The organism is Shewanella sp. DNRA4 (assembly GCF_012843185.1).
Classification (GTDB): domain Bacteria; phylum Pseudomonadota; class Gammaproteobacteria; order Enterobacterales; family Shewanellaceae; genus Shewanella; species Shewanella xiamenensis.
Genome location: NZ_JABAIP010000009.1, coordinates 184,504 through 209,639 on the forward strand (window position 1 = coordinate 184,504; position 25,136 = coordinate 209,639).

21 protein-coding genes are annotated in these 25,136 nt (G+C 47.1%); 15 read left to right on the plus strand and 6 right to left on the minus strand.

Features of this window, described 5'->3' with window-relative positions; genetic code table 11:
* The first annotated feature begins 49 nt into the window (after window positions 1–49).
* The 15 genes from HG547_RS11665 (at window position 50) to HG547_RS11735 (ending at window position 19,481) form a co-directional block, all read left to right on the plus strand.
* A complete protein-coding gene (locus HG547_RS11665) occupies window positions 50–643 on the plus strand; it encodes a DUF4381 domain-containing protein (RefSeq protein WP_169547916.1) in 594 nt (197 codons plus the stop codon).
* Window positions 637–1,653 (plus strand): VWA domain-containing protein, encoded by a 1,017-nt coding sequence (locus HG547_RS11670; RefSeq protein ID WP_169547917.1) that lies wholly within the window; start codon window positions 637–639, stop codon window positions 1,651–1,653. The genes HG547_RS11665 and HG547_RS11670 overlap by 7 nt, the downstream gene beginning before the upstream one ends.
* A complete protein-coding gene (locus HG547_RS11675; RefSeq protein ID WP_169547918.1) occupies window positions 1,653–3,716 on the plus strand; it encodes a VWA domain-containing protein in 2,064 nt (687 codons plus the stop codon). The genes HG547_RS11670 and HG547_RS11675 overlap by 1 nt, the downstream gene beginning before the upstream one ends.
* Window positions 3,710–5,371 carry a BatD family protein gene (locus HG547_RS11680; RefSeq protein ID WP_169547919.1) on the plus strand — a complete coding sequence of 554 codons (1,662 nt, stop codon included), beginning with the start codon at window positions 3,710–3,712 and terminating at the stop codon, window positions 5,369–5,371. The genes HG547_RS11675 and HG547_RS11680 overlap by 7 nt, the downstream gene beginning before the upstream one ends.
* Before the next feature lie 80 nt (window positions 5,372–5,451).
* Window positions 5,452–6,015: a sigma-70 family RNA polymerase sigma factor gene (locus HG547_RS11685; RefSeq protein WP_037420204.1), complete on the plus strand. Its 564-nt coding sequence runs from the start codon at window positions 5,452–5,454 to the stop codon at window positions 6,013–6,015.
* Window positions 6,008–6,712 (plus strand): DUF3379 domain-containing protein, encoded by a 705-nt coding sequence (locus HG547_RS11690; protein ID WP_037420207.1) that lies wholly within the window; start codon window positions 6,008–6,010, stop codon window positions 6,710–6,712. Before HG547_RS11685 ends, HG547_RS11690 begins: the two co-directional genes overlap by 8 nt.
* A gap of 158 nt (window positions 6,713–6,870) precedes the next feature.
* Window positions 6,871–8,322, plus strand: coding sequence for a sodium/proline symporter PutP (gene putP, locus HG547_RS11695; protein ID WP_169547920.1), 1,452 nt, complete (start codon window positions 6,871–6,873; stop codon window positions 8,320–8,322).
* A 339-nt stretch (window positions 8,323–8,661) separates the two neighbouring features.
* Window positions 8,662–9,948: an OmpP1/FadL family transporter gene (locus HG547_RS11700; RefSeq protein WP_169547921.1), complete on the plus strand. Its 1,287-nt coding sequence runs from the start codon at window positions 8,662–8,664 to the stop codon at window positions 9,946–9,948.
* A gap of 100 nt (window positions 9,949–10,048) precedes the next feature.
* Window positions 10,049–10,435: a VOC family protein gene (locus HG547_RS11705; RefSeq protein ID WP_037428235.1), complete on the plus strand. Its 387-nt coding sequence runs from the start codon at window positions 10,049–10,051 to the stop codon at window positions 10,433–10,435.
* Between the two features lie 158 nt (window positions 10,436–10,593).
* Complete coding sequence (locus HG547_RS11710) at window positions 10,594–11,310, plus strand: SIMPL domain-containing protein (protein ID WP_069455255.1); 717 nt, start codon at window positions 10,594–10,596, stop codon at window positions 11,308–11,310.
* Between the two features lie 186 nt (window positions 11,311–11,496).
* Window positions 11,497–12,510 (plus strand): efflux RND transporter periplasmic adaptor subunit, encoded by a 1,014-nt coding sequence (locus tag HG547_RS11715; RefSeq protein WP_099458386.1) that lies wholly within the window; start codon window positions 11,497–11,499, stop codon window positions 12,508–12,510.
* Window positions 12,511–12,545: 35 nt separating this feature from the next.
* Window positions 12,546–15,788, plus strand: a complete 3,243-nt coding sequence (locus tag HG547_RS11720) for an efflux RND transporter permease subunit (RefSeq protein ID WP_169547922.1) — start codon at window positions 12,546–12,548, stop codon at window positions 15,786–15,788.
* 41 nt (window positions 15,789–15,829) lie between these two features.
* Window positions 15,830–16,042: a DUF2892 domain-containing protein gene (locus HG547_RS11725; RefSeq protein ID WP_037420227.1), complete on the plus strand. Its 213-nt coding sequence runs from the start codon at window positions 15,830–15,832 to the stop codon at window positions 16,040–16,042.
* A 25-nt stretch (window positions 16,043–16,067) separates the two neighbouring features.
* On the plus strand, window positions 16,068–16,466 hold the full coding sequence (locus HG547_RS11730) for a rhodanese-like domain-containing protein (protein WP_037428230.1): 399 nt from the start codon (window positions 16,068–16,070) through the stop codon (window positions 16,464–16,466).
* A 585-nt stretch (window positions 16,467–17,051) separates the two neighbouring features.
* Complete coding sequence (locus HG547_RS11735; RefSeq protein ID WP_169547923.1) at window positions 17,052–19,481, plus strand: S8 family serine peptidase; 2,430 nt, start codon at window positions 17,052–17,054, stop codon at window positions 19,479–19,481.
* Window positions 19,482–19,525: 44 nt separating this feature from the next.
* On the opposite strand, the gene HG547_RS11740 is transcribed toward HG547_RS11735, so the two are convergent.
* The 6 genes from HG547_RS11740 to yajC all read right to left on the minus strand — a co-directional run bounded on the left by HG547_RS11740 (window position 19,526) and on the right by yajC (window position 25,130).
* A complete protein-coding gene (locus HG547_RS11740; protein ID WP_037420235.1) occupies window positions 19,526–20,071 on the minus strand; it encodes a YaeQ family protein in 546 nt (181 codons plus the stop codon).
* 85 nt (window positions 20,072–20,156) lie between these two features.
* Window positions 20,157–21,068, minus strand: coding sequence for a bifunctional precorrin-2 dehydrogenase/sirohydrochlorin ferrochelatase (locus tag HG547_RS11745; RefSeq protein ID WP_055648740.1), 912 nt, complete (start codon window positions 21,066–21,068; stop codon window positions 20,157–20,159).
* Between the two features lie 322 nt (window positions 21,069–21,390).
* Window positions 21,391–21,708, minus strand: coding sequence for a DUF2007 domain-containing protein (locus HG547_RS11750; RefSeq protein ID WP_037420242.1), 318 nt, complete (start codon window positions 21,706–21,708; stop codon window positions 21,391–21,393).
* Window positions 21,709–21,969: 261 nt separating this feature from the next.
* The gene (gene secF, locus HG547_RS11755) at window positions 21,970–22,917 is read right to left on the minus strand and encodes a protein translocase subunit SecF (RefSeq protein WP_169547924.1); all 948 of its coding nucleotides are present in this window, start codon (window positions 22,915–22,917) and stop codon (window positions 21,970–21,972) included.
* Between the two features lie 12 nt (window positions 22,918–22,929).
* Window positions 22,930–24,780, minus strand: coding sequence for a protein translocase subunit SecD (gene secD / locus HG547_RS11760; RefSeq protein WP_169547925.1), 1,851 nt, complete (start codon window positions 24,778–24,780; stop codon window positions 22,930–22,932).
* 17 nt (window positions 24,781–24,797) lie between these two features.
* The gene (yajC, locus tag HG547_RS11765; RefSeq protein ID WP_069455263.1) at window positions 24,798–25,130 is read right to left on the minus strand and encodes a preprotein translocase subunit YajC; all 333 of its coding nucleotides are present in this window, start codon (window positions 25,128–25,130) and stop codon (window positions 24,798–24,800) included.
* Window positions 25,131–25,136 lie beyond the last annotated feature (6 nt).

The window sequence follows — 25,136 nt, forward strand, 5'->3', positions numbered from 1 at the left end:
AGAAGCAATTCAGTTGACAATGAACAGAAAGAATAAGTGAGTCCAAAGCGTGAACCCACAAACTTTACCGCCAGCCTCGGATAAGGCTGTAACGCCAAATCCCATGTTGGCGGATTTGCAGGATATTATTCTCCCCGATCCCATTGGCGCTTGGCCATGGGCCGTAGGCTATTGGTTAGTACTTGCTATCCTACTGGTACTAATCATCAGCGCAATCCTTTGGCTTAAAAAACGCGCCGCTTACTTCGCGCCGAAAAAAACCGCCCAAGGTTTGTTTGCAGTACTTGACCCCAATTCAAGCCAGTACGCCTCGGAAGTCAATCAGCTATTAAAACGAACTGCACTGAGTTACTTACCAAGAGAAGAAATAGCAAAACTCGATGGCCCCGCTTGGGCAACTTGGTTAGATAGCCATTTGCTCGCAAAACAGCGCGGCCGCATTGGACCCTTATTGGAAAAGCGTCATCAGGCTAAACCACTAAGCGCTGACGAGGCCCGTGAGTTACAGGCCCTCGCCCGCAGCTGGTTTGCCTCAAAAGCCAAATTAAGCGCACCGATAATGCACGCGGCTACAAAGCCAAACCCGGCTACGTCAGCAGCATTAACACCGGCTCCAGCAAAGCCTGCGGAGGAGCAATGTTAACTTTAGCCTGGCCTTTTGCATTGATTTTACTGCCTTTACCTTTTATTTTTTGGCGTCGGCAATCAGTACATGCCGAAGGTGCGCGCCTGCAACTGCCCGGTATTAGTCAAACGGGCAAGGCCAATATCACTAGCCACAACCGTCAAAGCCGTAAACGCTATTGGTTAATGTGGTGCTTGTTAGTGCTTGCTATCGCCCGTCCACAATGGCTTGGTGATCCAATTGAGCTCCCTAGCCAAGGTCGCGATCTCATGCTGGCGGTGGATTTATCCGGCAGTATGCAGATTGAAGATATGGTGATCGACGGCAAAGTGGTCGACCGTTTTACCCTCATCCAACACGTGGTCAGTGAGTTTATTGAACGCCGCAAAGGCGATCGTATCGGTTTGATTCTATTTGCCGATCACGCCTATTTACAGGCACCACTGACTCAAGATAGACGTTCCGTTGCCCAGTTTTTAAAAGAGGCCCAAATCGGCCTCGTTGGTAAACAAACGGCGATCGGCGAATCGATTGCACTCGCGGTAAAACGTTTCGATAAAATGGATGAGAGTAACAGAGTATTGATTTTATTGACTGACGGTTCAAACAACGCCGGCAATATCGATCCTGAGCAAGCGGCCCAAATTGCCGCCAATCGTAAAGTGACGATTTATACCGTTGGCGTGGGCGCCGATGTCATGGAAAGACGCACCCTCTTTGGTCGTGAGCGCGTCAATCCGTCAATGGATTTGGATGAAAACCAACTGCAGCAGATTGCCGATGTCACCCACGGCCGCTATTTCCGCGCCCGTAATAGTCAGGAGTTAGAGCAGATTTATCAAGAAATCGATAAACTTGAACCCGTTAGCCGCGATCAACTCAGTTATCGCCCTCAAGCGGAGCTATTTTACTGGCCGCTCGCATTAGCACTTCTCACCAGTCTCTGGATTGCACTAGCGCAGTTACCGTTTTTTACTCGCGCTAAAACCCTTGTTTTATCCGCCTCACCGCGGGGGAATGTCCGTTAATGAGCCTGCATTTTATTCGTCCTGAATGGTTACTCGCCCTATTGCCGTTAGGGATTATTTTATGGACGCTTTGGCGCCAGCATGCAACTAACAGTGCATGGAATCGTTATATTGCGCCACATTTGGCCAAAATGTTAGTCACAGAAGGTTCGCAAAAGTCCCGCAGGCCGCTGTATATCTTGGCCTTTTCTTGGTTTATCGCCGTGTTAGCGTTAGCGGGACCCGCCCTCAATAAACAATCTTTGCCCGTCTTCGCCGCGGAGCAAGGCCGAGTGCTGGTGATGGATATGTCCGTCTCCATGTTTGCCACCGATTTGGCACCTAACCGTTTAACCCAAGCCAAGTTTAGGGCGACGGATTTATTACGCGGCCTAAAAGAAGGGGAAACCGGGCTCATCGCCTTCGCCGGCGATGCCTTTACCATAAGCCCCTTAACCCGCGATACGGGCACACTACTCAATTTATTACCCACCTTAAGCCCTGAGATAATGCCCGTGCTAGGGTCAAACTTAGCCGCAGCATTAACCCAAGCCAAAAACCTGCTGGCACAGGGTGGACATCTTCGTGGCGATATTATTGTGATGACGGATGGCATCACGCCTAAACAATTCGATGAGGCCAACTCAGCCTTATCAGGCAGCCAATATCGCCTCGCGATTATGGGATTTGGTAGCCCCCAAGGCGCACCAATTCGCTTACCCGATGGTCAACTACAACGAGATAGCAGTAATGAGGTTGTCGTCGCGAAAACCGACTTTGGCTTGCTGCAAAAATTAGCCGATAACCATAATGGCACAATGATCCCCAATCGCGCCGATGGTGAGGATCTTGTCCAACTTCAACATTGGTTAAGCGATAGTGGTGATGCCAAAGCCACGGATCTCGATGGTGAAACCTGGCAGGATCTCGGCCCTTACCTCGCCTTATTCTTACTCATTCCTGCCCTGCTGAGCTTTAAGCAAGGTATGCTCGCCAACTGGCTGTTGATGGGATTAACTGGTTTATTATTCGGCGCATTGCCGCAAAACGCCCACGCCAGCGCCTGGGATTCGCTCTGGCACACCCAAGAGCAGCAAGCGATGCAGGCTTACCAAGCCGAGGACTATGCCAATGCCGCTCAAAAATTCGAGACGCCCCAATGGCAAGGCGCTGCACAATATAAGGCAGGCAATTTCGAACAAGCGCTAAAAACCTTTGAGCAAGATAATTCAGCGAATGGGCTTTATAACCAAGGCAACGCGCTGATGCAAATGGGCAAACCCGATAAAGCTAAAGAACGGTACCAAGCAGCGCTCGACAAGCAACCCGATTTCCCACAGGCCAAGGCCAACCTTGAGTTAGCGGAAAAACTGCTGGATCAGCAACAATCCCAGCAAAATGCTGACAACCAAGATCCGCAGTCTCAGGGCGACCAAAACCAACAGGGACAGAACCAAAACGATCAGCCGCAAGGACAAAACCAGCAGCAAGATCAGCAATCCTCGCAAAACGACCAAGCTCAAGAGCAGTCTCAAGAGCAACAGTCCCAACAGCAAAATAATGCCGACCAAGCGGACGAAAAACCGTCGCAGGATCAAGACACTTCATCCGAGCAGCAGGATAATGCTGAGCCAGGCGCGCAGGATAAACAGCAAGATGCTGATAAAGCACAACGAGATCAGCAAGAAGCTAAAAATGAACAACAGCAGGCACAGCAAGAAGCCAATCAGCAAAATAGCGCCGATAACAATGCTGAAGATAATGCAGAAGAGCAAGCCAGCAACGAAGCCCAAATGCAGGCAAAGGTCGCGGATGATAAGTCCAACACTGAGCAAGAACAACAAGCCCTAGCGCAAAAAGCGGATAAAGAGAAACAGTCGCAGGCAGATAAAGACACTGAAACCGCCATCAGTGAAACACTAGAAGCCCCGCCCAGTAACAGTGAACCTTTGCCCGCGGAGATGCAGCGAGCCCTGCGAGGCGTGAGTGAAGATCCGCAGGTGTTGCTGCGAAACAAGATGCAACTCGAATATCAAAAACGCCGTCAAAATGGCCAAATATCAAGGGATAACGAACAGTGGTAATCAGACAATTTTTTATCCTCCTCATTCTTTGCATCGCGGTTATCAATCCCGCCTTTGCCCTGAGCAAACTCGAGGCGTCGGTCGATCGCAATCCAGTAATGGAGGGAGAGTACTTTGTGCTCAATGTCAGTGCCGACGATGAGGTCGACACAGGTAAACTCGACACCTCCATCCTGCTAAAGGATTTTATTGTGGGTCGCACCAGCGTGAGCCGCAGCACTCAGATCATGAACTTTGACGCGGTTAAAGAAACCCGCTGGCAAGTGCTGCTAGCGCCAAAGCATAAGGGTCAACTGACCATTCCATCTTTTAGTATTGATGGCGTCAGCTCCGCCGAAATTCCCCTCAAAGTAGTCGAAGCCGGTGCGCAACCTGAGCAGGCTAAGAATCTGTTTATCGATGCTAAGGTATCGAGTGATGAGGCCTACGTCGGCCAGCTTATCACCTATAAAGTGAAGCTCTACCTTGCGGTCGAACTACAACGCGGTGTACTCAATGCCCCCGTTATCGAAGGCGCGCAGATTAAGCAAATTGGCGAAGATAAAGACGGATCGGAGATCATCGATGGCCGTCGTTACCGCGTCATTGAGCGCACCTATGGCATCATTCCCGATTTGCCCGGCCAAGTGAACATTAAAGGCGCCACCTTTTCTGGTGATGTATTAGTAGAATCACAACGCCGCGGTGGCATGTTTGGCTTTAATGAAAGCCGTCCTATGCAAGCAGGTGCGCCGTCCTTAAGCATTCAAGTAAATCCGGCCCCAGCAAGCTTCCTTGGGCAATGGCTTGTAGCCGACTTGGTAGTATTAAAAGAGAGTTTTCCTGAGGATGTAAAAGAGTTTACTGTTGGTAGTCCCATTACCCGCACAATCACATTGTTGGCATCCAATGCCGATGAGAATAGTCTACCGGATATTGTGCAAGGGCTGCCGCCAGAGCTCAAATCCTATCCCGAAAAACCCCAGCGCCAGAGCTTTGTGCGTGACGCGCAGATAGTGTCCCAATACAGTATTACCTCAGCGATTGTGCCCAGTAAAGCAGGCACTTTTACCTTACCTGAAGTGAAAGTACCTTGGTGGAATCCACATCTTAAACGCCAAGAAATCGCGACCCTGCCCGCTCGCACTATTGAAGTAAAAGGTGGCGCCGTGGTCGATACGCCCATCGAACCCAACTGGCAAGCAAATACCAGCACCCGCAATGAAGGTAGTTGGAGCGCCAATCTGTTTGCCCTGCTATGGCTAGTAACATTGATTGCATGGGGCGTGACCTTGGTTGCTTGGCGCCGTGCACTTAAGCGCCAAACGCGTGTTAACACTCAGGTTCAACCTCAACCACTCGTCCTTGGCAATGGTCTTAAAGGCTTGGAGCAGGCCTGCGCTAGAGGTCATGTCAGCGATATTTTGCAGCAATTACAGCAATACTTTAGTGAGCAGGCCGCTCGCCCTATGACGCTCGATAAAATTGCCGCGCAATCGAATGAATTAGCAGAGGCGATTCGCCAATTACAAGCATTGGCCTACGGCGGAAAAGCCAATAGCGGTACACAACTGGCTGACGCGGTAAAAGCATTGTTAAGCGCGGTAAAAAGCGGCAATCTAAAAACCATGGTACAGCCATCTACGCCATTATGGCCGCTAAATCCAAACGGCTAATCCTAAACGGCGCGACGGCTTACTCGAATGAATAAGGTGTAATATTTTGAATCGTAAAATAAAAAGAAAAAATCAAAAAAATGTTTACTAACTGGCGAAAGAAATCCGTTGAGCCTGCGGTCTCTTCTGACATGCTGAGTAAACAACGACGATACAACAGCCTAGTCAAGGCGCTGCACGCCGATATTTTCCGTTATGCCTTTTGGTTGTGCGGTGATAAGCCGGTTGCTGAAGATATAACCCAAGAAACCTTCTTGCGGGCGTGGCGCTCTTTAGATTCCCTTCAGGATGATAAAGCGGCGAAGGCTTGGCTAATCACGATTTTAAGACGTGAAAATGCCCGTCGATTCGAGCGCAAACAATTTGATTACGCCGATGTCGAGCAAGACAGCTTAGAAGATCATATTGCCTCCAGCACTGAAGAGCAAACCGAGCAGTACTGGTTGAGAAGGCAAATCGCTAAGTTGGATATCGAATATCGAGAGCCATTACTACTGCAATTGATTGGTGGTTTTAGTGGGGATGAAATCGCCGAACTGTTGGAACTGAATCGTAACACAGTAATGACGCGCTTATTTCGGGCGAGGAACCAATTGAAAGAATTACTTGAGAAAACAGAGGTAAGAGGTCAATCCAATGGATGAGCTTAAATTTAGACGTCAAGCTTATGAAGATCCTCATAATCAAGACCCAGAGTTTCTTGAGCAAATGCGTGCCAAACCTGAGCATCAGGCCCTTGTTTCTGAGCTTAAACGCTTCGATGCTAAACTCAACCAAGCCTTAAAAGTGGAAGTACCGGAAGACTTAGCCGATAAACTCATCCTACGCCAACAACTACAACAACACCACAAACAGCGCCGTCAAACGGGCTTTTTAGTGGCGATGGCTGCCTCTATAGCCTTTATCGTGGGCATCAGTTTTAGCCTGCTACGTTTAGGTCCGGTGGATTTAGCTGAGCATGCATTAGCCCATGTCTACCATGAAGGAGTGGCGTTGCAGGTTGATCAGAATGTCAATTTCAGCCAAGTGAATGCGCAGCTTGCCTCGATGAAAAACCTTCAAAATGCAAAATTTATCGAACAACCAGGCAAAGTTTACTACACCTCTTACTGTGATTTTCAAGGTGTTAAGAGTCTGCATTTAGTTTTACAAGCAGAAAAAGGCAAAGTCACACTGTTTATTGTGCCGATTGAAAAACGTATGGTGCTGGATAACACCTTTGCCGATGGTAAATATAAAGGAATGGGATTTGAAACCCGCGATGCTTATATTTTGCTTGTGGGTGAGGATCAAGCAGACCTTAGCTTTGTAAAAGACGAAATCAACAATACCTTTATCTAACTAACTAATATATAAACCTTTCTTAAATCCACCTCCGATATTTTTTCACGATCGGAGGTCGGATTTCGATCACATCTCCATCTACTAATGGGCTCTTGCTCAAACATCTGGTAGCATGCTTGCCACTTTTAATAATAACAAGATGGGATAAAAACAATATGACGATTGAAACCCCAATTTTAATCACATTTGTTGGCTATTTAGTATTGATGATGGGCATCGGATTTTGGGCTTACCGTGCTACCGATACTGTGGATGATTATATTTTAGGTGGCCGCAAAATGGGCCCCGCCGTAACCGCACTCAGCGTTGGCGCCTCCGATATGTCAGGTTGGTTACTGTTAGGCTTACCCGGCGCGGTATATTTAGGTGGTTTAGGTGAAGCGTGGATTGGTATTGGCTTAGTGATAGGTGCTTGGCTGAACTGGTTATTTGTAGCAAAACGCTTACGCATTTATACCCAATTAGCAGATAACGCTCTCACCCTACCCGACTTTTTCGAGAAACGGTTTCACGATAAACAGGGCTATCTCAAGCTGGTTTCAGCGGTCACTATTCTGGTGTTTTTTACCTTCTATGCCTCCTCTGGCATGGTGGGCGGCGCCATTCTATTTGAAAAGGTCTTTGGCTTAGATTACAACGTAGCCTTGGTAATAGGCTCAGCCATTATCGTAGGTTATACCTTTATTGGCGGTTTTTTTGCCGTGAGTTGGACCGACTTCTTTCAGGGCAGTTTAATGTTGATTGCCCTGCTGATCATCCCGTTTGCGGTATTTTCTAATCCCGAAAGTCATGCCGGAATTGAATCTATAGACCCTGCGATGCTGGCATTGATCAGCGATAAAACCACTGTGATTGGGTTGTTATCGCTCTTGGCTTGGGGTCTGGGTTATTTTGGTCAGCCACATATATTGTCGCGCTTTATGGCTATCGGCACTGTCGATGCTTTGCCCACATCACGCCGTATTGCCATGAGCTGGATGATTTTATCCCTGCTCGGTGCCCTAGCGACAGGCTTGGCGGGATCATTGTATTTTGCCAATGAACCACTCGCAAATGCCGAAACTGTCTTCATTCACTTAGCTCAGGCGGCATTTAATCCTTGGATAGGAGGCTTACTGATTGCGGCCATTTTATCGGCCATTATGAGTACCATTGATTCTCAATTATTGGTGTGCTCGAGTGTAATTACCGAAGACTTTTACCGCAAATGGTTACGCCCTAAAGCAGATGACCGTGAACTTATGATGGTTGGTCGCATGGGCGTACTTGCAATTGCAGTGATTGCCGGTGTTATCGCCTTGAATCCTGAAAGTAGTGTATTAAACCTGGTGAGTTATGCGTGGGCTGGATTTGGTGCGGCCTTCGGCCCAGTTGTGCTTTTGTCGCTGTTTTGGAAGCACTATAGCCGTAATGGCGCTATCGCAACGATTATCGTCGGTGCGTTAACCGTGGTGTTTTGGAAGCAACTTTCTGGCGGCATTTTTGACTTATATGAAATTTTGCCCGGATTTATGTTTGCCATTATCGCCGGTGTGATTGTGAGTAAATTCACTCGACCAAACGATGAAATCACCGCCGAATTTGAGCAATTTAAGTCAGCGTTATAACCGCCGAATATCGCTTCTTCTTGTAAAAAGCGTACAAGTGTACGCTTTTTACAATTTGTATAATTTTATTAACCTTCGCCTCATTACAAAGTATTAACCTCAATTAAAACCACCTCACCAATTAAAAGCCATAGATACCAAGCATCTGGCCAGACCATTCGTTCAAGCTAAAGTACAACTTAGTTTTAATTAACTGAAATTTAACAAATTTCAAATCTGGTCGGACTTGTTGAGATTACACACAATCCCTAACATGCCGAAGACTATAAAAGGATTTGCGCGTTGTTCTGGTAACTAGGACCGAACAAAATCCAATATCAAAATAATGAGAGAATAATAATGAAATCATTCAACAAGACGTTGCTTGCTGTTGCTGTTGCATTGGCGAGCTCACAGACTTTCGCTTCGGGTTTCCAATTAAACAGTCAATCGGCCACGGGTATGGGTCGTGCTTTTGCTGGTGACGCTGTTATTGCTGACAACGCTTCCGTATTATCGCGTAACCCCGCAGCGATGGCATTATTTGATAAAGATGCGATCTCTTTCGGCTTAACCTATGCCGATATTACTGTTGACGTTAAAGACGTTAATTTTGCAGGTGGTGCCGTTGATTTAGGCAGCATCGATGATGCGGGTAGCTCTAAAGTTATCCCAAACATTTTCTACATCCACCCTATCGACGATAAATTCGCCGTGGGTTTTGCCGCATTCTCTAACTTTGGTACAGGTACTGACGCAAGCTCTTTGTCTAAAAACAAGCCTGCTGCGCCTTTCGACCTGCTTGGTGAAACAGAAGTAACAACGGTCAACTTTAACGCCAGCGTGTCTTACCGCATCAACGATATGTTCAGCATCGGTGCGGGTGTAGATGCCGTCTATGGTGAGGGTCGTTTAACCCGTAACGCGGGCGCAACACCTCTGGTTGACGTAGACGCAGACGGCTGGGCATTTGGTGGTATCGTGGGTGCCACAGTTGAGTTAGATAAAGATAACCGCTTCGGTATCAGCTACCGTTTCAGCCCAACGGTCAATGTTGAAGGGGATATCAACACCATCACCTCAACAACAATACCTGGTGTGGGTCCGGTTCCTGTTACGACCAGTTTTGATAGTTTAGATGTGCCGCTAGCAGATATTTTCCAAGTTGCGGGCTTCCATCAAATTACGCCTAAATTTGCGCTGCACTATACCGCGCAATACAGTAAGTGGGGCAACTTTGATCAAATCACAGCTAAAGACGGTACAGCAACAATTGCAGCTGTAAACGCCACTAAAAGCGTAGGTGATATCGCCCTTAAAGAATACCAATGGAAAGATTCATGGTTATTCAGCTTAGGTGGTACTTACACCATCAACGAACAATTCACCGTTCGTGCGGGTTATATGCATGACCAAGGCGTTGTAGACGAGATTAGTTCGATTTCATTCCCAGACTCTGACCGTAACTGGTACACAGCAGGTATGAGCTACCACATCAATCCACAAAACACCCTTGACTTTGGTATTGCCTTTATTAAGGGTGAAGAAGTTCACCTGATTGAAAACAGCGCAATCACAGGCTCTGTGAACGCGGTAACTGAATCAAGCGGTATGTACTACTCAGTACAGTACAGCTACCAGTTCTAAGCTGTTTCGAACACAAAAAAGCCGCATTTTTGCGGCTTTTTTGTATCTTGCGTATTTATTGCCTAAAGTTAATCCATATTCCTCTCACTCTATAACCCTTATGGCAAAAGTCATTGGACTTGGTGGTATTTTCTTCAAAAGTACCGATCCCGTTGCCTTAGCAACCTGGTATAAAACTCACCTTGAGATCCCTATTGAAAACTGGGGAGGCGCGGCGTTCTATCATAGTGATAAATCCATCCCGAGTTACCATGTATGGACACCGTTTGACGATAACACGACCTATTTTGCCCCCACTAATAAAAGCTTTATGGTGAACTTTATCGTGGACGATCTTGAGCAAGCCCTACTTCAAGTCACGCAGGGTGGCGGCGAGCAAATCGGCGATATTGAAGACTCTGAATTCGGCCGTTTCGGCTGGTTTATTGACCCCGATGGTAATAAAGTCGAATTGTGGCAACCTAGTGCAATCCCACCCATGAGCTAACAGGTTAACTTACAAGCCACTTTTACAACAGCATGACGCTAATCCTGAATAACACCTGAGCATTTAGTATAAAGTTGAATGTGTTAGGCATTTGCCTATGCACAAAGCTAGCTAATTGAAGTAAGGTATCTGAAGGAATTCTATCAAGAGAGTCTGTTATGCAACGCAATTATCTACTTCCCGCCATCGTGCTCGGTGGTTTTTTATGTGCAGGCATGGTTTATGTTGGACAAAGCGCCAGCTCAGCATTATTAGAGATGAAAGCCTTAGAGCGCACAGTCACGGTTAAAGGCTTGGCCGAAAAAGAAGTCAAAGCCAATATCGCTATCTGGCCGATTAACTTCACCGAAGTCGACAACAACCTCCCTAAGCTTTATGAAACTGTTCAGCAAAAAACCGACAGAGTTATCGCCTTCCTTAAAGAAAGTGGATTTAGCGACAGTGAGATTACAGTGTCATTGCCATCCATCGAAGACCGTCAGGCCCAAGGCTATGTCGACCCCAATGTCAGGTATCGTTACTCGGCTAAGATTAATCTCTCTGTCTATACCTCACAAATTGATCTCATGCTAAGCACCCGTAAGCAAATGATAAACTTAGTTAAAGAAGGCATTGCTATCGCCAGCCAAGACTATGAAAACCGCACTGAGTTTTTATTTACGGCGCTCAATGATGTCAAACCGACCATGGTGCAAGAAGCAACGCAAAATGCGCGGGAAGTGGCCGAAAAGTTTGCTAAGGACTCACAATCGCGTCTGGGTAAGATTAAGAGTGCCAGCCAAGGCCAGTTCACGATTTCCGACCGTGACAGCAGCACGCCTTATATAAAACAAATTCGCATTGTTTCTACGCTGACCTATTATTTAAACGACTGATATTTAAGCCGCTCTGATTGCGGCTTAAAAATGATGACGATGGCGATTGATGTAAGGGAAAACGCATTCGCCTTTCCCCTATATTAGTGAAATCGATTACATTAAATTTTTCTAATAAATATTGATTGCCTATTGAAACCAACTCCATTAGAATTTACTCATGAATTACTTTTGGGATGATTTGTTATGGCAGCAATATCACGAACTCTGTTCACATTATTAGCATTTTCTACCTTCACGACGCAGGCATCTTCTTTAGAAACTCTCGAAGTGATGAGCAAACCCTACGCGAATTGGGTGACTTTAGATGCCAATATTGAGGCGGTAAAAGCTGCCACGGTATCAGCGCAAACCTCAGGGCGTATCGTCAAACTCAACTACGATGTCAATGATGTGGTACCAGAAGGCGCAGCCTTACTCGAGATCACCAGTAAAGAGCAAGGCGCTGAACTCGCAAGCTATGAAGCCGATCTCGCCAAAGCCACCGCACTAAATGTGGAGGCGCAGGCACAATATAAACGCTACAAAGAACTCTTTCCCCAAGGCGCGATTTCAAAAGGCGCTATGGATGAAGCAACCGCCAATGCTAAAGCTGCCGAACAAGCCGTGAGTGCGGCTAAGGCGCGGGTTATCAAGGCGACTGAGTCTCTCAAATATACTGTGGTATCGGCCCCATTTAGCGGGATTGTTACCGAGCGTTTAGTCGAATTAGGTGAAACCGTGATTGTCGGTCAGCCGCTACTCTCTGGATTTTCACCAAGCCAAATGCGCGCTATCACCCAAGTGCCACAACGCTATATTCAACAGCTAAAAAGCGCCCCAGAATTTTTAGTACGCTTAAATGATGGTCGTGAAATCCTCTCTAAGGACCTCACCATCTTTAGCTTTGCCGATCCCGTGAGCCATAGCTATCAAGTGCGGATTAACCTGCCAAAGGATGAACCTAACCTGCAACCCGGAACTTGGGCCAAGGCGCTGTTTAAAAATGGCGAGCGAGAAAAAATCCAGCTACCGACCTCAGCGCTAATCACTATGAATGAACTCAGTAGCGTTTACCTGAAAAAAGGCGAGCAATTTGTGCTCACTCAGGTACGAGTATCAGAACCTGTCAATGGTGAAGTGGAAATACTCGCAGGACTTAAATCCGGAGATATTGTCGCCATGGATGCTTACCAAGTGTTGCTTGAGCAAAAGCAATAAATTCCCTAGCGATATCAACTTGATGAGGTTGTTGAATGAAACACGCTAATGAATCTCCGATGACACTTGGTATTTCGGGTCGGATTGCGGCCGCCTTCCAAAACAGTGCCATCACACCGCTGCTGGCACTTTTAGGCTTATTGCTCGGCTTATTTGCTATTTTAGTGACCCCAAAGGAAGAAGAACCGCAGATTGACGTTACCTTTGCCGACGTCTTTATCCCCTTTCCTGGCGCCACTCCGGCCGAAGTTGAAAACTTAGTCACCCTGCCCGCCGAGCAAGTGATCTCTGAAATCAAAGGGATAGACACGCTCTATTCTTTCTCCCAACCCGATGGCGCGATGATCATTGTGATCTTTAAAGTCGGCGTAACCCGCAATGATGCCATAGTGAGTCTCTACAACCAGATTTATTCCAATATGGATAAACTGCCGCAGGGCGCGGGTGTTGGCGAGCCATTGATTAAACCACGCGGTATCGATGATGTGCCGATTGTCAGCCTAACACTCTGGTCCAAGGACAAACTGGTCTCGGCCGAACAATTGACCCATGTTGCGCAAGGGTTAGAAACCGAAATCAAGCGTATCCCTGGCACGCGGGAGATATACACCGTCGGCCAACATGAGATAGTGGCCAATGTACGCATCGATCCCGCCAAAATGAATAGCTTTAATCTCACCTACGACAAGTTGAGACAAAGCCTAAATGACAATAATCACATCTCGATGCCTGCGTCTTTAGTACAAGGTAATCAAGAGATTAAGGTTCAGGCTGGGCAATTTTTACAAACAATAGACGATGTAAAACAGCTCGTTGTGAGTATTTCGCAGGATAAAAACGGAAAGCCTACCCCTGTTTATTTGGCCGATATCGCCGACATCAGTTTAAAGAGTGATATTCCCACTCAAAGCGTTTGGCACAGTGACAAGACAGATATTTACCCTGCGGTGACGATTGCCATAGGTAAGCAACCGGGGCAAAACGCTGTCGATATCGCCGATGCAACGATTGATCGCATTGCTAAGGTCAAGAATGTGTTGATCCCCAGCAATGTCGAAGTGACTGTTTCGCGCAACTATGGTGAGACGGCGGCAGATAAATCTAACACCCTTATTCTTAAGCTGATTTTTGCCACCAGCGCCGTTGTCGTATTGGTATTTTTAACCATGGGCGCCCGCGAGTCCTTAGTGGTCGGTGTCGCCATTATTATCACCTTGGCGATCACTCTATTCGCCTCATGGGCGTGGGGATTTACCCTCAACCGAGTGTCACTCTTCGCGCTGATTTTCTCCATCGGGATCTTGGTCGACGATGCCATTGTGGTAGTGGAAAACATTCACAGGCATATGGCGCTGGGTAAAAAATCCTTTAGTGAACTCATCCCCGTTGCGGTGGATGAAGTCGGCGGCCCGACGATTCTCGCCACCTTTACGGTTATCGCCGCTCTGCTGCCCATGGCATTTGTGTCAGGACTAATGGGCCCATACATGAGCCCGATTCCCATCAACGCCAGTATGGGCATGCTGATCTCCCTTGTGGTTGCCTTTGTGGTCACGCCATGGCTAAGCCGTAAGCTGCTCAAGCACCATAGTGGCCCAGCGATCGAAACTGTCCACAGCGACGATGCCGTGATAAATGAAAGTAAAATGGTGCGCCTGTTTACCCGTCTAATTGGCCCCTTCCTATTAGGTAAAGGCGCCCGTAAAGCACGGATTGGACTCGCTGCGGGTGTATTTGTATTGATCGGTATCGCCGTGGCCTTGCCCGTAGGTCAGCTCGTGGTATTAAAGATGCTGCCCTTCGATAATAAGTCAGAGTTCCAAGTGATGGTGGACATGCCAGAAGGCACGCCAGTGGAACAAACCCAGCGCGTGCTTCAGGATTTAAGTCGTTACCTTGCCACAGTACCCGAGGTGGAACATTTGCAGCTGTATGCTGGCACCAATGCGCCAATGAACTTTAACGGCTTAGTGCGCCACTATTTTCTGCGTCACAGCCAAGAGCTTGGCGACATACAGGTCAATCTAGTCGATAAAAAGCATCGCAAACGCGACAGTCACAGCATTGCACTCTCAGTGAGAGAGGAACTACAGCAAATTGGTGCGCCATATCAAGCCAATATAAAAGTGGTTGAAGTGCCACCAGGCCCACCAGTCTGGTCGCCGATTGTGGCCGAAGTCTATGGCCCAAGCCCTGCGATTCGTGAACAAGCAGCTTATGATCTGCAGTCACTGTTCCGTGAAACCAAAGATGTGGTCGATATTGATATCTTCTTACCCGCAGCACAGCAAAAATGGCAGGTGATGATCGACCGCTCTAAAGCTAGCCTGATGGCGGTGCCCTATAGCAATATCGTTGATTTAATTGCGACCTCAGTGGGCGGTAAGGATGTAAGCTACTTGCATATTGCTCAGCAAAAACACCCCGTGCCTATCCGCCTGCAACTGCAAGAAGGGGCGAAAATCGATTTAGAGCAAGTGCTAAACATGAAGTTACAAAGCCAAACTGGGCAATCCGTGCCCGTGTCTGAGCTGGTGACCATCAAGCGCGGTAAAATCGATGCCCCTATTATCCATAAGAATATGATCCCTATGGTGATGGTGGTTGCCGATATGGCAGGCCCGCTCGACAGTCCGCTCTATGGCATGTTCGACATGGCGGGCAAAATCGACGGCGACGGTGGCTTAGGTTTCGATCAGCATTATATCCACCAACCAACAGGCTTAGACTCAGTGGCCGTACTTTGGGACGGGGAATGGAAGATCACCTATGAAACTTTTAGAGATATGGGTATCGCCTATGCCGTGGGCATGATTGCAATTTACTTATTGGTCGTCGCCCAATTTAGATCCTATCTCGTGCCGCTAATCATTATGGCGCCCATCCCACTGACGGTGATTGGAGTGATGCCGGGCCATGCCCTGCTTGGCGCACAATTTACCGCCACCTCGATGATTGGCATGATTGCCTTAGCGGGGATTATTGTCCGTAACTCGATATTATTAGTGGATTTTATCAATCAGGAAACCGCCTCAGGTGTGCCCTTTGAGCGCGCAGTGATCCACTCGGGTGCGGTGCGAGCCAAACCGATTATGCTGACCGCTTTGGCGGCCATGATCGGCGCCCTGTTTATTTTGGATGATCCGATTTTCAATGGGCTTGCGATCAGTCTGATTTTCGGGATTTTTATCTCGACCTTACTGACCCTAATCGTGATCCCTGTGCTTTACTACGCGGCGATGAAAAATCGCATAAACTTAACTCAAACAGCCGATTAACCCACAATAGGCAGCCATCGCGCTGCCGCTAGGAGCAAGCTATGTCACTCGAACGCAGCATTATGGCCTTTGCCGGATTTATGGTGTTACTGTCTTTGGTATTAACCGCTTTTGTTCACCATAACTTTTTGTGGTTAACCGCCTTCGTAGGCGCTAACCTATTCCAAAGCGCTTTCACGGGTTTTTGCCCAGCGGCAATGGTATTACGCAAACTCGGCGTCAAATCCGAAGCTGAAATCGCTAAACAACGTTAATGCAGATTTGCAAAGGAGAAAGTCAGTGTTTAACAAGTTACTGTTTGGCAGTAAAAAATTACTTGGAGTAGCCCTATTGAGTCTTTTGTCACTCTCCATAGTACCTCATGCAGCAAATGCGGCAGATCAACAGCCTCAAGTAGCATGGGAGAAAATCGCTGCTGGGGCTATGGTGCTTGATGTTCGCACCCCTGAGGAATTTGCCGCGGGCCATTTAGCCAATGCGGTTAATATTCCCTTTGAGCAAGTCGCCGCAGAATTCGCTAAACGCGGTATAGCCAAAGATGCGCCAGTGGTGTTGTATTGCCGCAGCGGTCGACGCAGCAGTATCGCGACAGAGGCCTTAGTCGCGGCGGGTTACACTCAAACCTATAACGGTGGCGGTTATCAGACCTTAGCCGACGCTCAGCCTAAAACAGAGTAATTTGCTGTTTCGATTCACGATGGAAAAGCGCCAGTTGGCGCTTTTTTATATTTCTGCCGAGATTCATGTATCTCACCCACCACTCACTAGTCGATTATCCTGTTGCGCTCATGCATAAAAGCCAATAAATTGGCAAATGCCAAACCACCGACGCATTAACTCAATAAAATTGCATAATCAATCACTTGAATTAAACTCAATATCAAACACTGAAAAATACTATAGATTTCTCACCTTTTAATTCCAAAAAATTATAACTTTAAATTTCAGCAATATATACAATTACACTAACCCATTCTTCGCTGTTAAAGCCGCTAGAATTCACTTTTACTTATTCACCTTTTCCACATAAATAAACATAAATAGTGCCAACACATTCGTTACAAGTTGTAACAATTGATTATTTATTCAATAAATCCGCTTATTACCTCAGGCAATTTTACAAACCGCCATACTATTAACATTTAATTTACAAATGCTTACGCGAAAGATAAATTCACTAACTGAGTAGCGTCTGAGTCGTAGTTATTCTTTAAAAGCACAAAATAATAATGATTAACCCTAAATTGAACATGGAAGAAAAACATGACAATCAATCGAACCACTAAGATAGCCCTGAGTTTATCCAGCTTAGCTATTGCAATTTCAGCAAGTGTTCATGCTGCCCCCGACGTACCGGGTTTCAACGCGGCGATGCAAGCACAGACCTCTCCTTTGCCTAAGCGCTATATCGTTAAATTTAAAAATGCCGATGCCCCCGCTCTGATGTCTGTCGATAGTGCTCAAGTCAGCGACCAATTACCCACCACCATGAACTACCAGCCTCAAGTGGCTGAAATTAGCGCCCAGCACAGTGTGCTGAACAAGGCGCAAGCCAAAGAAATGAAGCGTATTGGCCGCAGTAACAGCTACTCAGTTAAGCTGGATAACAATGGCATTAAGGCATTAAGAGCCCGCGCCGATGTGGAATATGTGGAAGAAGACATGCCACGCCGCTTTTTAAGTGAAACAACTCCTTGGGGGCAAACCTTTGTGGGTGCGACCCAATTAAGCGATAGCCAAGCGGGTAACCGCACCATCTGTATTATCGACTCAGGTTATGACCGTGGTCACAGCGACTTAAGCGGTAACAATGTCACAGGTACCAATAACTCCGGCACCGGTAATTGGTTTGAACCTGGCAATAACAATGCCCATGGTACTCACGTTGCTGGTACTATCGCGGCGATCGCCAACAACGACGGCGTTATTGGCGTGATGCCAAATCAAAATGCCAATATCCATGTGATTAAAGTATTTAATGAAGCTGGCTGGGGTTACTCATCTTCACTCGTATCGGCGGTCGATACCTGTGTTAATAATGGCGCCAATGTGGTCACCATGAGTTTAGGTGGCGCAGGCTCAAGTACAACCGAGCGCAATGCCTTAGCCGCCCACTACAATAACGGCGTACTCTTGATTGCAGCCGCGGGTAACGATGGTAACAATACCCATAGCTACCCCGCTTCGTACGATGCGGTAATGTCAGTAGCGTCTGTTGATAATCACAAAGACCACTCAGCCTTCTCGCAATACACCAACCAAGTCGAGATCTCGGGTCCTGGTGAAGCCATTCTCTCTACCGTTACACGCGGTGAAGGACGTTTAGCCGATATTACTATCGGTGGTCAGTCATACTTTAACTCCGGCGTTGTGCCACACAATCGCTTTACGCCATCAGGCACTAACTATGCGCCCAATCCATACAATGGCACGGCAACCGCAACCTTAGCCGAATGTACGGTTAGCGGCTCAACCTTCAACTGCGGCAATATGACCAACAAAGTCTGTCTAGTTGAGCGAGTGGGTAACCAAGGCACTTCTTATCCAGAAATCAATGCGGTAAAAGCCTGTAAGAATGCGGGCGCTAGCGCTGTTATCGTGTACAGTAACACCGCCTTACCTGGACTACAAAACCCCTTCTTGGTCGATGCTAACAGCGAAATCAACATGGTGTCAGTATCTGTTGACCGTGCAACCGGTCTAGCACTGCGTAACCAGTTAGGTGCAACCGTTACCGTAAGCAACCAAGGTAATAAAGACTACGAGTACTACAACGGTACATCGATGGCGACTCCACATGTGTCAGGCGTGGCAACCTTAGTGTGGAGCTATCACCCAGAATGTAGCGCTGCTCAGGTGCGTAACGCACTCAAGCAAACGGCTGAAGACTTAGGCACAGCTGGCCGTGATGATTACTATGGTTATGGTCTGGTCAATGCCGTTGCAGCGAAAACCTTCTTAGATGCGTCCTGTAATGGTCCTACGGATCCGGTTGACCCTACACCAACTGACAGCGTGTTAGTGAACGGTGTGCCAAAAACAGGTCTAAGCGGCGCCGCCAGTGAAGAACTGCATTTCTCTTTTGAAGTACCACAGGGTGCAACTAACTTAGGTTTTGTGATGAACGGTGGCACGGGTGATGCGGATCTGTACGTACAGTACGGCGCAGCGCCAACGACCTCAAACTACGATTGCCGTCCATACAAAGGTGGTAACAGTGAATCTTGCCCAATCAGCAACGTTCAATCTGGTACTTACTACGCGATGGTAAAAGGCTATTCAGCCTTTAGCGGTGTATCGTTAACCGCAAGCTACACAGCCCAAAGCGGTGGTGGTACTCCTACCACGCCAGCAAGCTACACCAACACCGATAACTACAATATTCCTGATAATAAAACAGCAGGGATCACTAGCCCAATTACAGTGACCCGCACGGGTAACTCAGGCACTGTGACTGCAGTGGTGAATATTGTTCACCCTTACATTGGTGACTTAAAAGTGCAATTGATCAGCCCAAGTGGTCAAACTTCAACATTGCACAATAGAACAGGTTCTGGCACTGACAATATCAATAAGAGCTACACAGTGGATATGACTGGCGTTGAGTCAAGCGGTGTGTGGAAACTTAAAGCGGTAGATAGCGGCCGTGGTGACGTAGGCTATATCGATAGCTGGGAATTGAAATTCCAATAATCACAGCGAATTAACACAAGAGCCTGCAATCGCAGGCTCTTTTATTATTGATAATCCTTAAGCATCTCTGGTTCGATAAGCAGACTATGCTCATTGTCAGATAGCCAGACTTGCCCTTCACTGATAGACGCTTGCAGCGACATAGTGCGGCTCACTAAGGCCTCCATCGCCGTCACTGACTCTTCGGCAATATTCCATACTTTTAAATTTTTATAGCGCTCTAATGCTGCTTGATTCTGTTTCCACCAAATAGGAACACTACGTCCGCCGTAGGTAAACAGCTGCACCGCTTTCGCGCGGCCGCTCGCCTTACGCAGCCACTTCTCATCGGCTTGGCCAAACTCAATCCACAGGTTTACTTCCCCTGAGAGACTCTTATCCCACAGTTCGGGTTCATCGTCGACGCACAATCCCTTAGTAAAACTTAAGGTCTCGGAAGCATTGAGGATAAATGCCAGCAAACGCACCATCATGCGGCCATCGGTTTCCGAAGGATGCTGCGCTAACGTCAGTTGATGATCTTGATAATATCCCCGGTCCATATCGGCGATCTGAAGATTGACCTTAAACACGGTCGCTTTAAGCGCCATAGTACATCCTAAGCTTAATGATAAAAAATAACGGCGAGTCTACCTAAGACTCGCCGTCAGCTCAAACAAACTACGATAAAGAAGACTAAATCGCCCCGGGGCGTAAATGCTTCGCGACAGGAAAGTGGGCCTTTAGCTGATTAATTTTCTGAGTATCGGCAACAATCAGCATTCTTGTGCCCTGCTCATATTCGTGAGTTATTTCGCTCAGAGCGAGTAATCCGCCGCGGTTAGCATCACGGCGAACGAATTCTGATAATTCATCCGTTAAGGTCTCTTGGCTATAAATCCAGTCAAGGCGTTGCAGTAACGGCATGGCCGCCAGCGGCAATAACTCGACGGGTGTAGCCTCATCCAATAACAGGATTTCTCCACGGCTGACGATATGGTTAAAAGCATTTTGGTAATGCTCTAGCGTACGTGCATCAAACCTATCACCATTGGTATCGAAAAAACGTTCCCAAAATAATCGACGTGTCGCGGTTTTGGTGAGGCGTTGTTGTACTTCGAGACGTTTGTCGGCCACAAAGTCAAATAGCGGTTTCAAGGATTGCGGTAGACTGGCTTCTAATCTCGCTCGGATGGTACGGGCAAATACAGGCGCGGCCCCTGCCGTACTGATCGCCACAACAAGGCGCCCTCTATCCACGATGGACGGCGTAATAAAACGGCAAAAAGCGGGATTGTCCACGGCATTGACCCATATGCCACGCTCAGTGGCTAAGGTCGCTAATTCACTATTGAGTTTATCGTTGGCCGTTGCGAGATAAATAAGATCGTAATTTTGAATATCAGCCTGCACGACTGATCGTTGTGACAATAATATCCGTCCCTTATCAGCATAGGCTTGAACCTCAGAATTTACCTCTGGCGCAATAACATGGATATTCGCTTCGGTACGCGTCAGCAAGGCAAGTTTACGACTCGCTACATCCCCTGCCCCAACAAGCAGCACATTCAGATTAACGGTATCAATAAATAACGGGAAATATTGCATCGTATAAGCCTAATAAATATGGAGTAAAAACAAACTTCAATTATTTTCATGCACAGGGTTAACATCTGTTTTGGTCTATATAAAAATCAAGGCTCTGATTATAAACAGCGTTAACTCAACATTATGAATAAGCGCATTATCTGACAGAATAATGCAGGCATATCTTATCGTACTAACTAAATGATAAGTCAGCGTAGATTAACACGATACTCAACAATAAATACTTAATAATATGAATAAGTTAGAAAATTTTTATCTAAATAAAAATATGCAATGATGGTCGGGAATATGGATCCCGACGATAGATGGATTGATGAGTAAATTAATTATGGCTCTCGCTACGCTCAGCACTACAATGCCAACACAATTCGAAGCTGCCCTCATTCATCTCATGGCACTGTACACATTGCCATTGGGGACTAACCACATCCAAGCCGCTTAATTGCGCTTGTGCGTTAGCCAGCTGCGACTCTCGAACCCAAAGCTCAACATTGTGAAGATTGGCAGGTAACTCACCGACGCCACCCAACAAGGCCTCTCCACGCAACTCCACATGAATACCGCAGGCTTCTAATAATCCCTTCCATGTATGGGCCTGTAATAGGTTTCCACCAGCAATTAATGTTTTACGTTCTTCCATGCGACTTCCTACTGCATTTATCTTTTAAAAATAGCGGCAGCCGACATCCTACAGTGAAATAACTGAGCCTGTCGAGTGCTGTTTTTTACGCCAGTTGTTAATCAATTTAACATTTACGTTTTACAGCATTAGTCACTATAAAGTTGTGAGTTTGATAGCAGATTATCGAAAGCGAGTAATCACGGCGAAAAAAATGCCACTTTAAAAGTGGCATTTTTATCAACAATATTGGTATCTAAAATAGATTAATTTGAGACCCATTTACGGCATCATCGGTGGTTGATCTGCACCTTCTTTCTCTATCTCAACTGGCATCATATGCTCACGGCAAATGCCGAGTTTGATCGCTAAGAAACTCGCCACATAGATAGAAGAGTAAGTACCAACGAAAATACCCAGTAACAGTGCGGTCGCAAAGCCATGGATCATGGTGCCGCCCTTCAGGAACAGCGCAACAACTGTCACCAGCGTCGTACCCGTCGTGATAATGGTACGGCTCATGGTTTGGGTAATTGAAACGTTCACGACTTCTTCAGGATCGCTCTTACGCATCTTGAGGAAGTTTTCACGGATACGGTCAAATACCACAATGGTATCGTTCAGTGAGTAACCCACAACGGTTAACAGACCGGCTAATACTGTTAGGTCAAACTCCAGTTGAAATACTGAAAACACTCCTAAGGTCACAATCACGTCATGGGCCAATGCCGCGACTGAACCCGCAGCCAAACGCCATTCGAAACGAAACGACACGTAGATCATGATACAGATTAGTGCAACTAACACGGCTAAACCGCCCTGCTCAGCCAGTTCTTTACCCACCTGAGGACCGACGAATTCAACCCGTTTTTGTTGAACGCCTGCATCCACTTGCTGGGCAGCTGTCATTACAGATTTAACCTGGGCATCGCTGCTCACGCCTTCTTTCACCGACAGACGAACTAACACGTCGCGACTTGAACCAAAGTTTTGCACAATCGCGCCATCTAATTCAGGCGATGACAGTTTTGTACGCAACACATTCAAATCAACAGGTTGAGTGAACTCCATCTCAACCACAGTACCGCCAGTAAAGTCTAAGCCCCAGTTGATACCCTTAGTCGCCAGAGAAACAAGCGAACCCAATACCAAAATGGCCGACATAATACTGATAGGCAGCGCATGACGGAGGAAGTTAACCGTACGTTTTAAAGATAAAATTTCTAACATTATCGCTTCCCCTTAGATAGACAGCGTCTTCACGCGCTTACCGCCCCACATCGCGTTAACGATTGCGCGGGTTCCCACGATAGCGGTAAACATTGATGTCGCAATACCGATCATCAGGGTCACAGCGAAGCCTTTGATCGCGCCCGTACCTACGGCGAACAGGATCAATGCTGTTATGAAGGTAGTAATGTTAGCGTCGGCGATAGTAGAGAATGCGTTGCCGTAACCTTCGTGAATGGCCTGCTGCACACTGCGACCTGCACGTAACTCCTCACGAATACGCTCGTAAATCAGTACGTTACCGTCAACCGCCATACCCACAGTTAACACCATACCCGCAATACCTGGCAGGGTTAACACGGCGCCAGGGATCATAGACATCACCCCAACCACCATCACTAGGTTTGCCGTTAGGGCCAAGTTGGCGATAAAGCCAAAACTGCGGTAGTAAACCAACATGAAGATAAGCACGACTGCCATACCCCAGATCATGGCTTGCATACCGCTTTCGATGTTTTCCGCACCTAGGCTTGGACCAATGGTACGCTCTTCCACAATCGATACTGGCGCGATCAAAGCACCTGCACGTAGCAATAACGCGAGGTTTTGTGCTTCACCGTGGCTTAACCCAGTGATCACAAAGTTGCGGCCTAAACGTGCTTGAATCGTCGCTACTGAAATCACTTCTTGGATTTTCAGCATTTTGACGCTGCCATCGGCGTTACGTTCACCACTGTCTTTATATTCAATGAATAAGGTCGCCATCGGCTTACCGATATTGTCCTTAGTCACGTTAGAAAAAATGGTACCGCCTTTAGCGTCGAGGTTAATGCTTACCTGTGGACGGCTATATTGGTCAAAGCTAGGTTGTGCGCCAGTGATATGATCACCCGTTAGCATCACTTCCTTCTTCAGCACCACTTGACCGCCTTCACGGCGTTGATACACCTCAGAACCCGCGGGTACACGGCCAGATTGCGCCGCATTAGGGTCAGCCTTATCGTCCACCATATGGAATTCAATCGATGCGGTTGCACCTAAAATTTCCTTGGCGCGAGCAGTATCTTGTACACCTGGTAACTCAACGATAATACGCTCAGCACCTTGGCGTTGTACCACAGGCTCTGATACCCCTAACTCGTTTACACGGTTACGGATAGTGGTAATGTTTTGCTGCAGTGCTTCTTCTTTAATCTGCTTGAGATAGATTTCGCTCATCACAGCTTGCAGGGCAAAATCTTCACCCTTGCTCACATCGGTGAACACCATATCGTTGCTGCGAGATTTTAAGAAACGTTCTGCACTGGCTAAACTTTCAGCATCACGGAATTTAATCTCGATACCTTGGGCATTTATACGAATGCCCGCGTAACGGATTTTTTCTTCACGTAATTGCGAACGGAAATCAGCCACTTTGGCTTCTTCCATCTTACGAATGGCTTCGCCCATGTCCACTTCCATCAGGAAGTGCACACCACCACGAAGGTCCAAACCGAGTTTCATTGGGCTACCACCCATAGACTCGAGCCATTTAGGTGTTGCAGGGGCAAGGTTAAGTGCTACGGTAAACTTATCACCTAAGTCTTCGGCGATAGTTTCCTTGGCCAACAACTGTTGATCCGCGTTTTGTACGCGAACCAACAATTGGCCTTTTTCAAGCTCAGAACGCTTTACCGCAATGCCCTTACTGGCTAACAGCTCGTTCACTCTGGCTTGGGTAGATGCCGTGACTTCAGCACCTCGAGTCGCCACTACTTGCACCGCATGATCTTCACCGAACAGGTTAGGTACGGCATAGAAACAACCTATGGCGATGATAAGCACCACCATAATGTTCTTCCACATTGGGTATTTATTTAACACGCCTGAGCCCTCTTGGCTTACAACGACTGGATAGAGCCCTTAGGCAATACAGCTGCAATGTAATCTTTTTTAATTGTAATTTGAGTCGTGTCGTTCAAGCTCAGTAACACGTAGTCATTGTCATCGCTGATCTTCGCAATCTTGCCTAAAATGCCGCCGCTGGTCAGCACTTCATCACCTTTTCCAAGTGATGACATCAGGTTTTTGTGCTCTTTAACACGCTTCGATTGCGGACGGAAAATCATGAAATAGAAAATCAGGCCGAAAATCACCAGCATGAAAATCAATTCCATAGTGCCACCACTCTGTGGAGCGCCACCAGCATTTGCATATGCATTTGAAATGAACATAGTTTT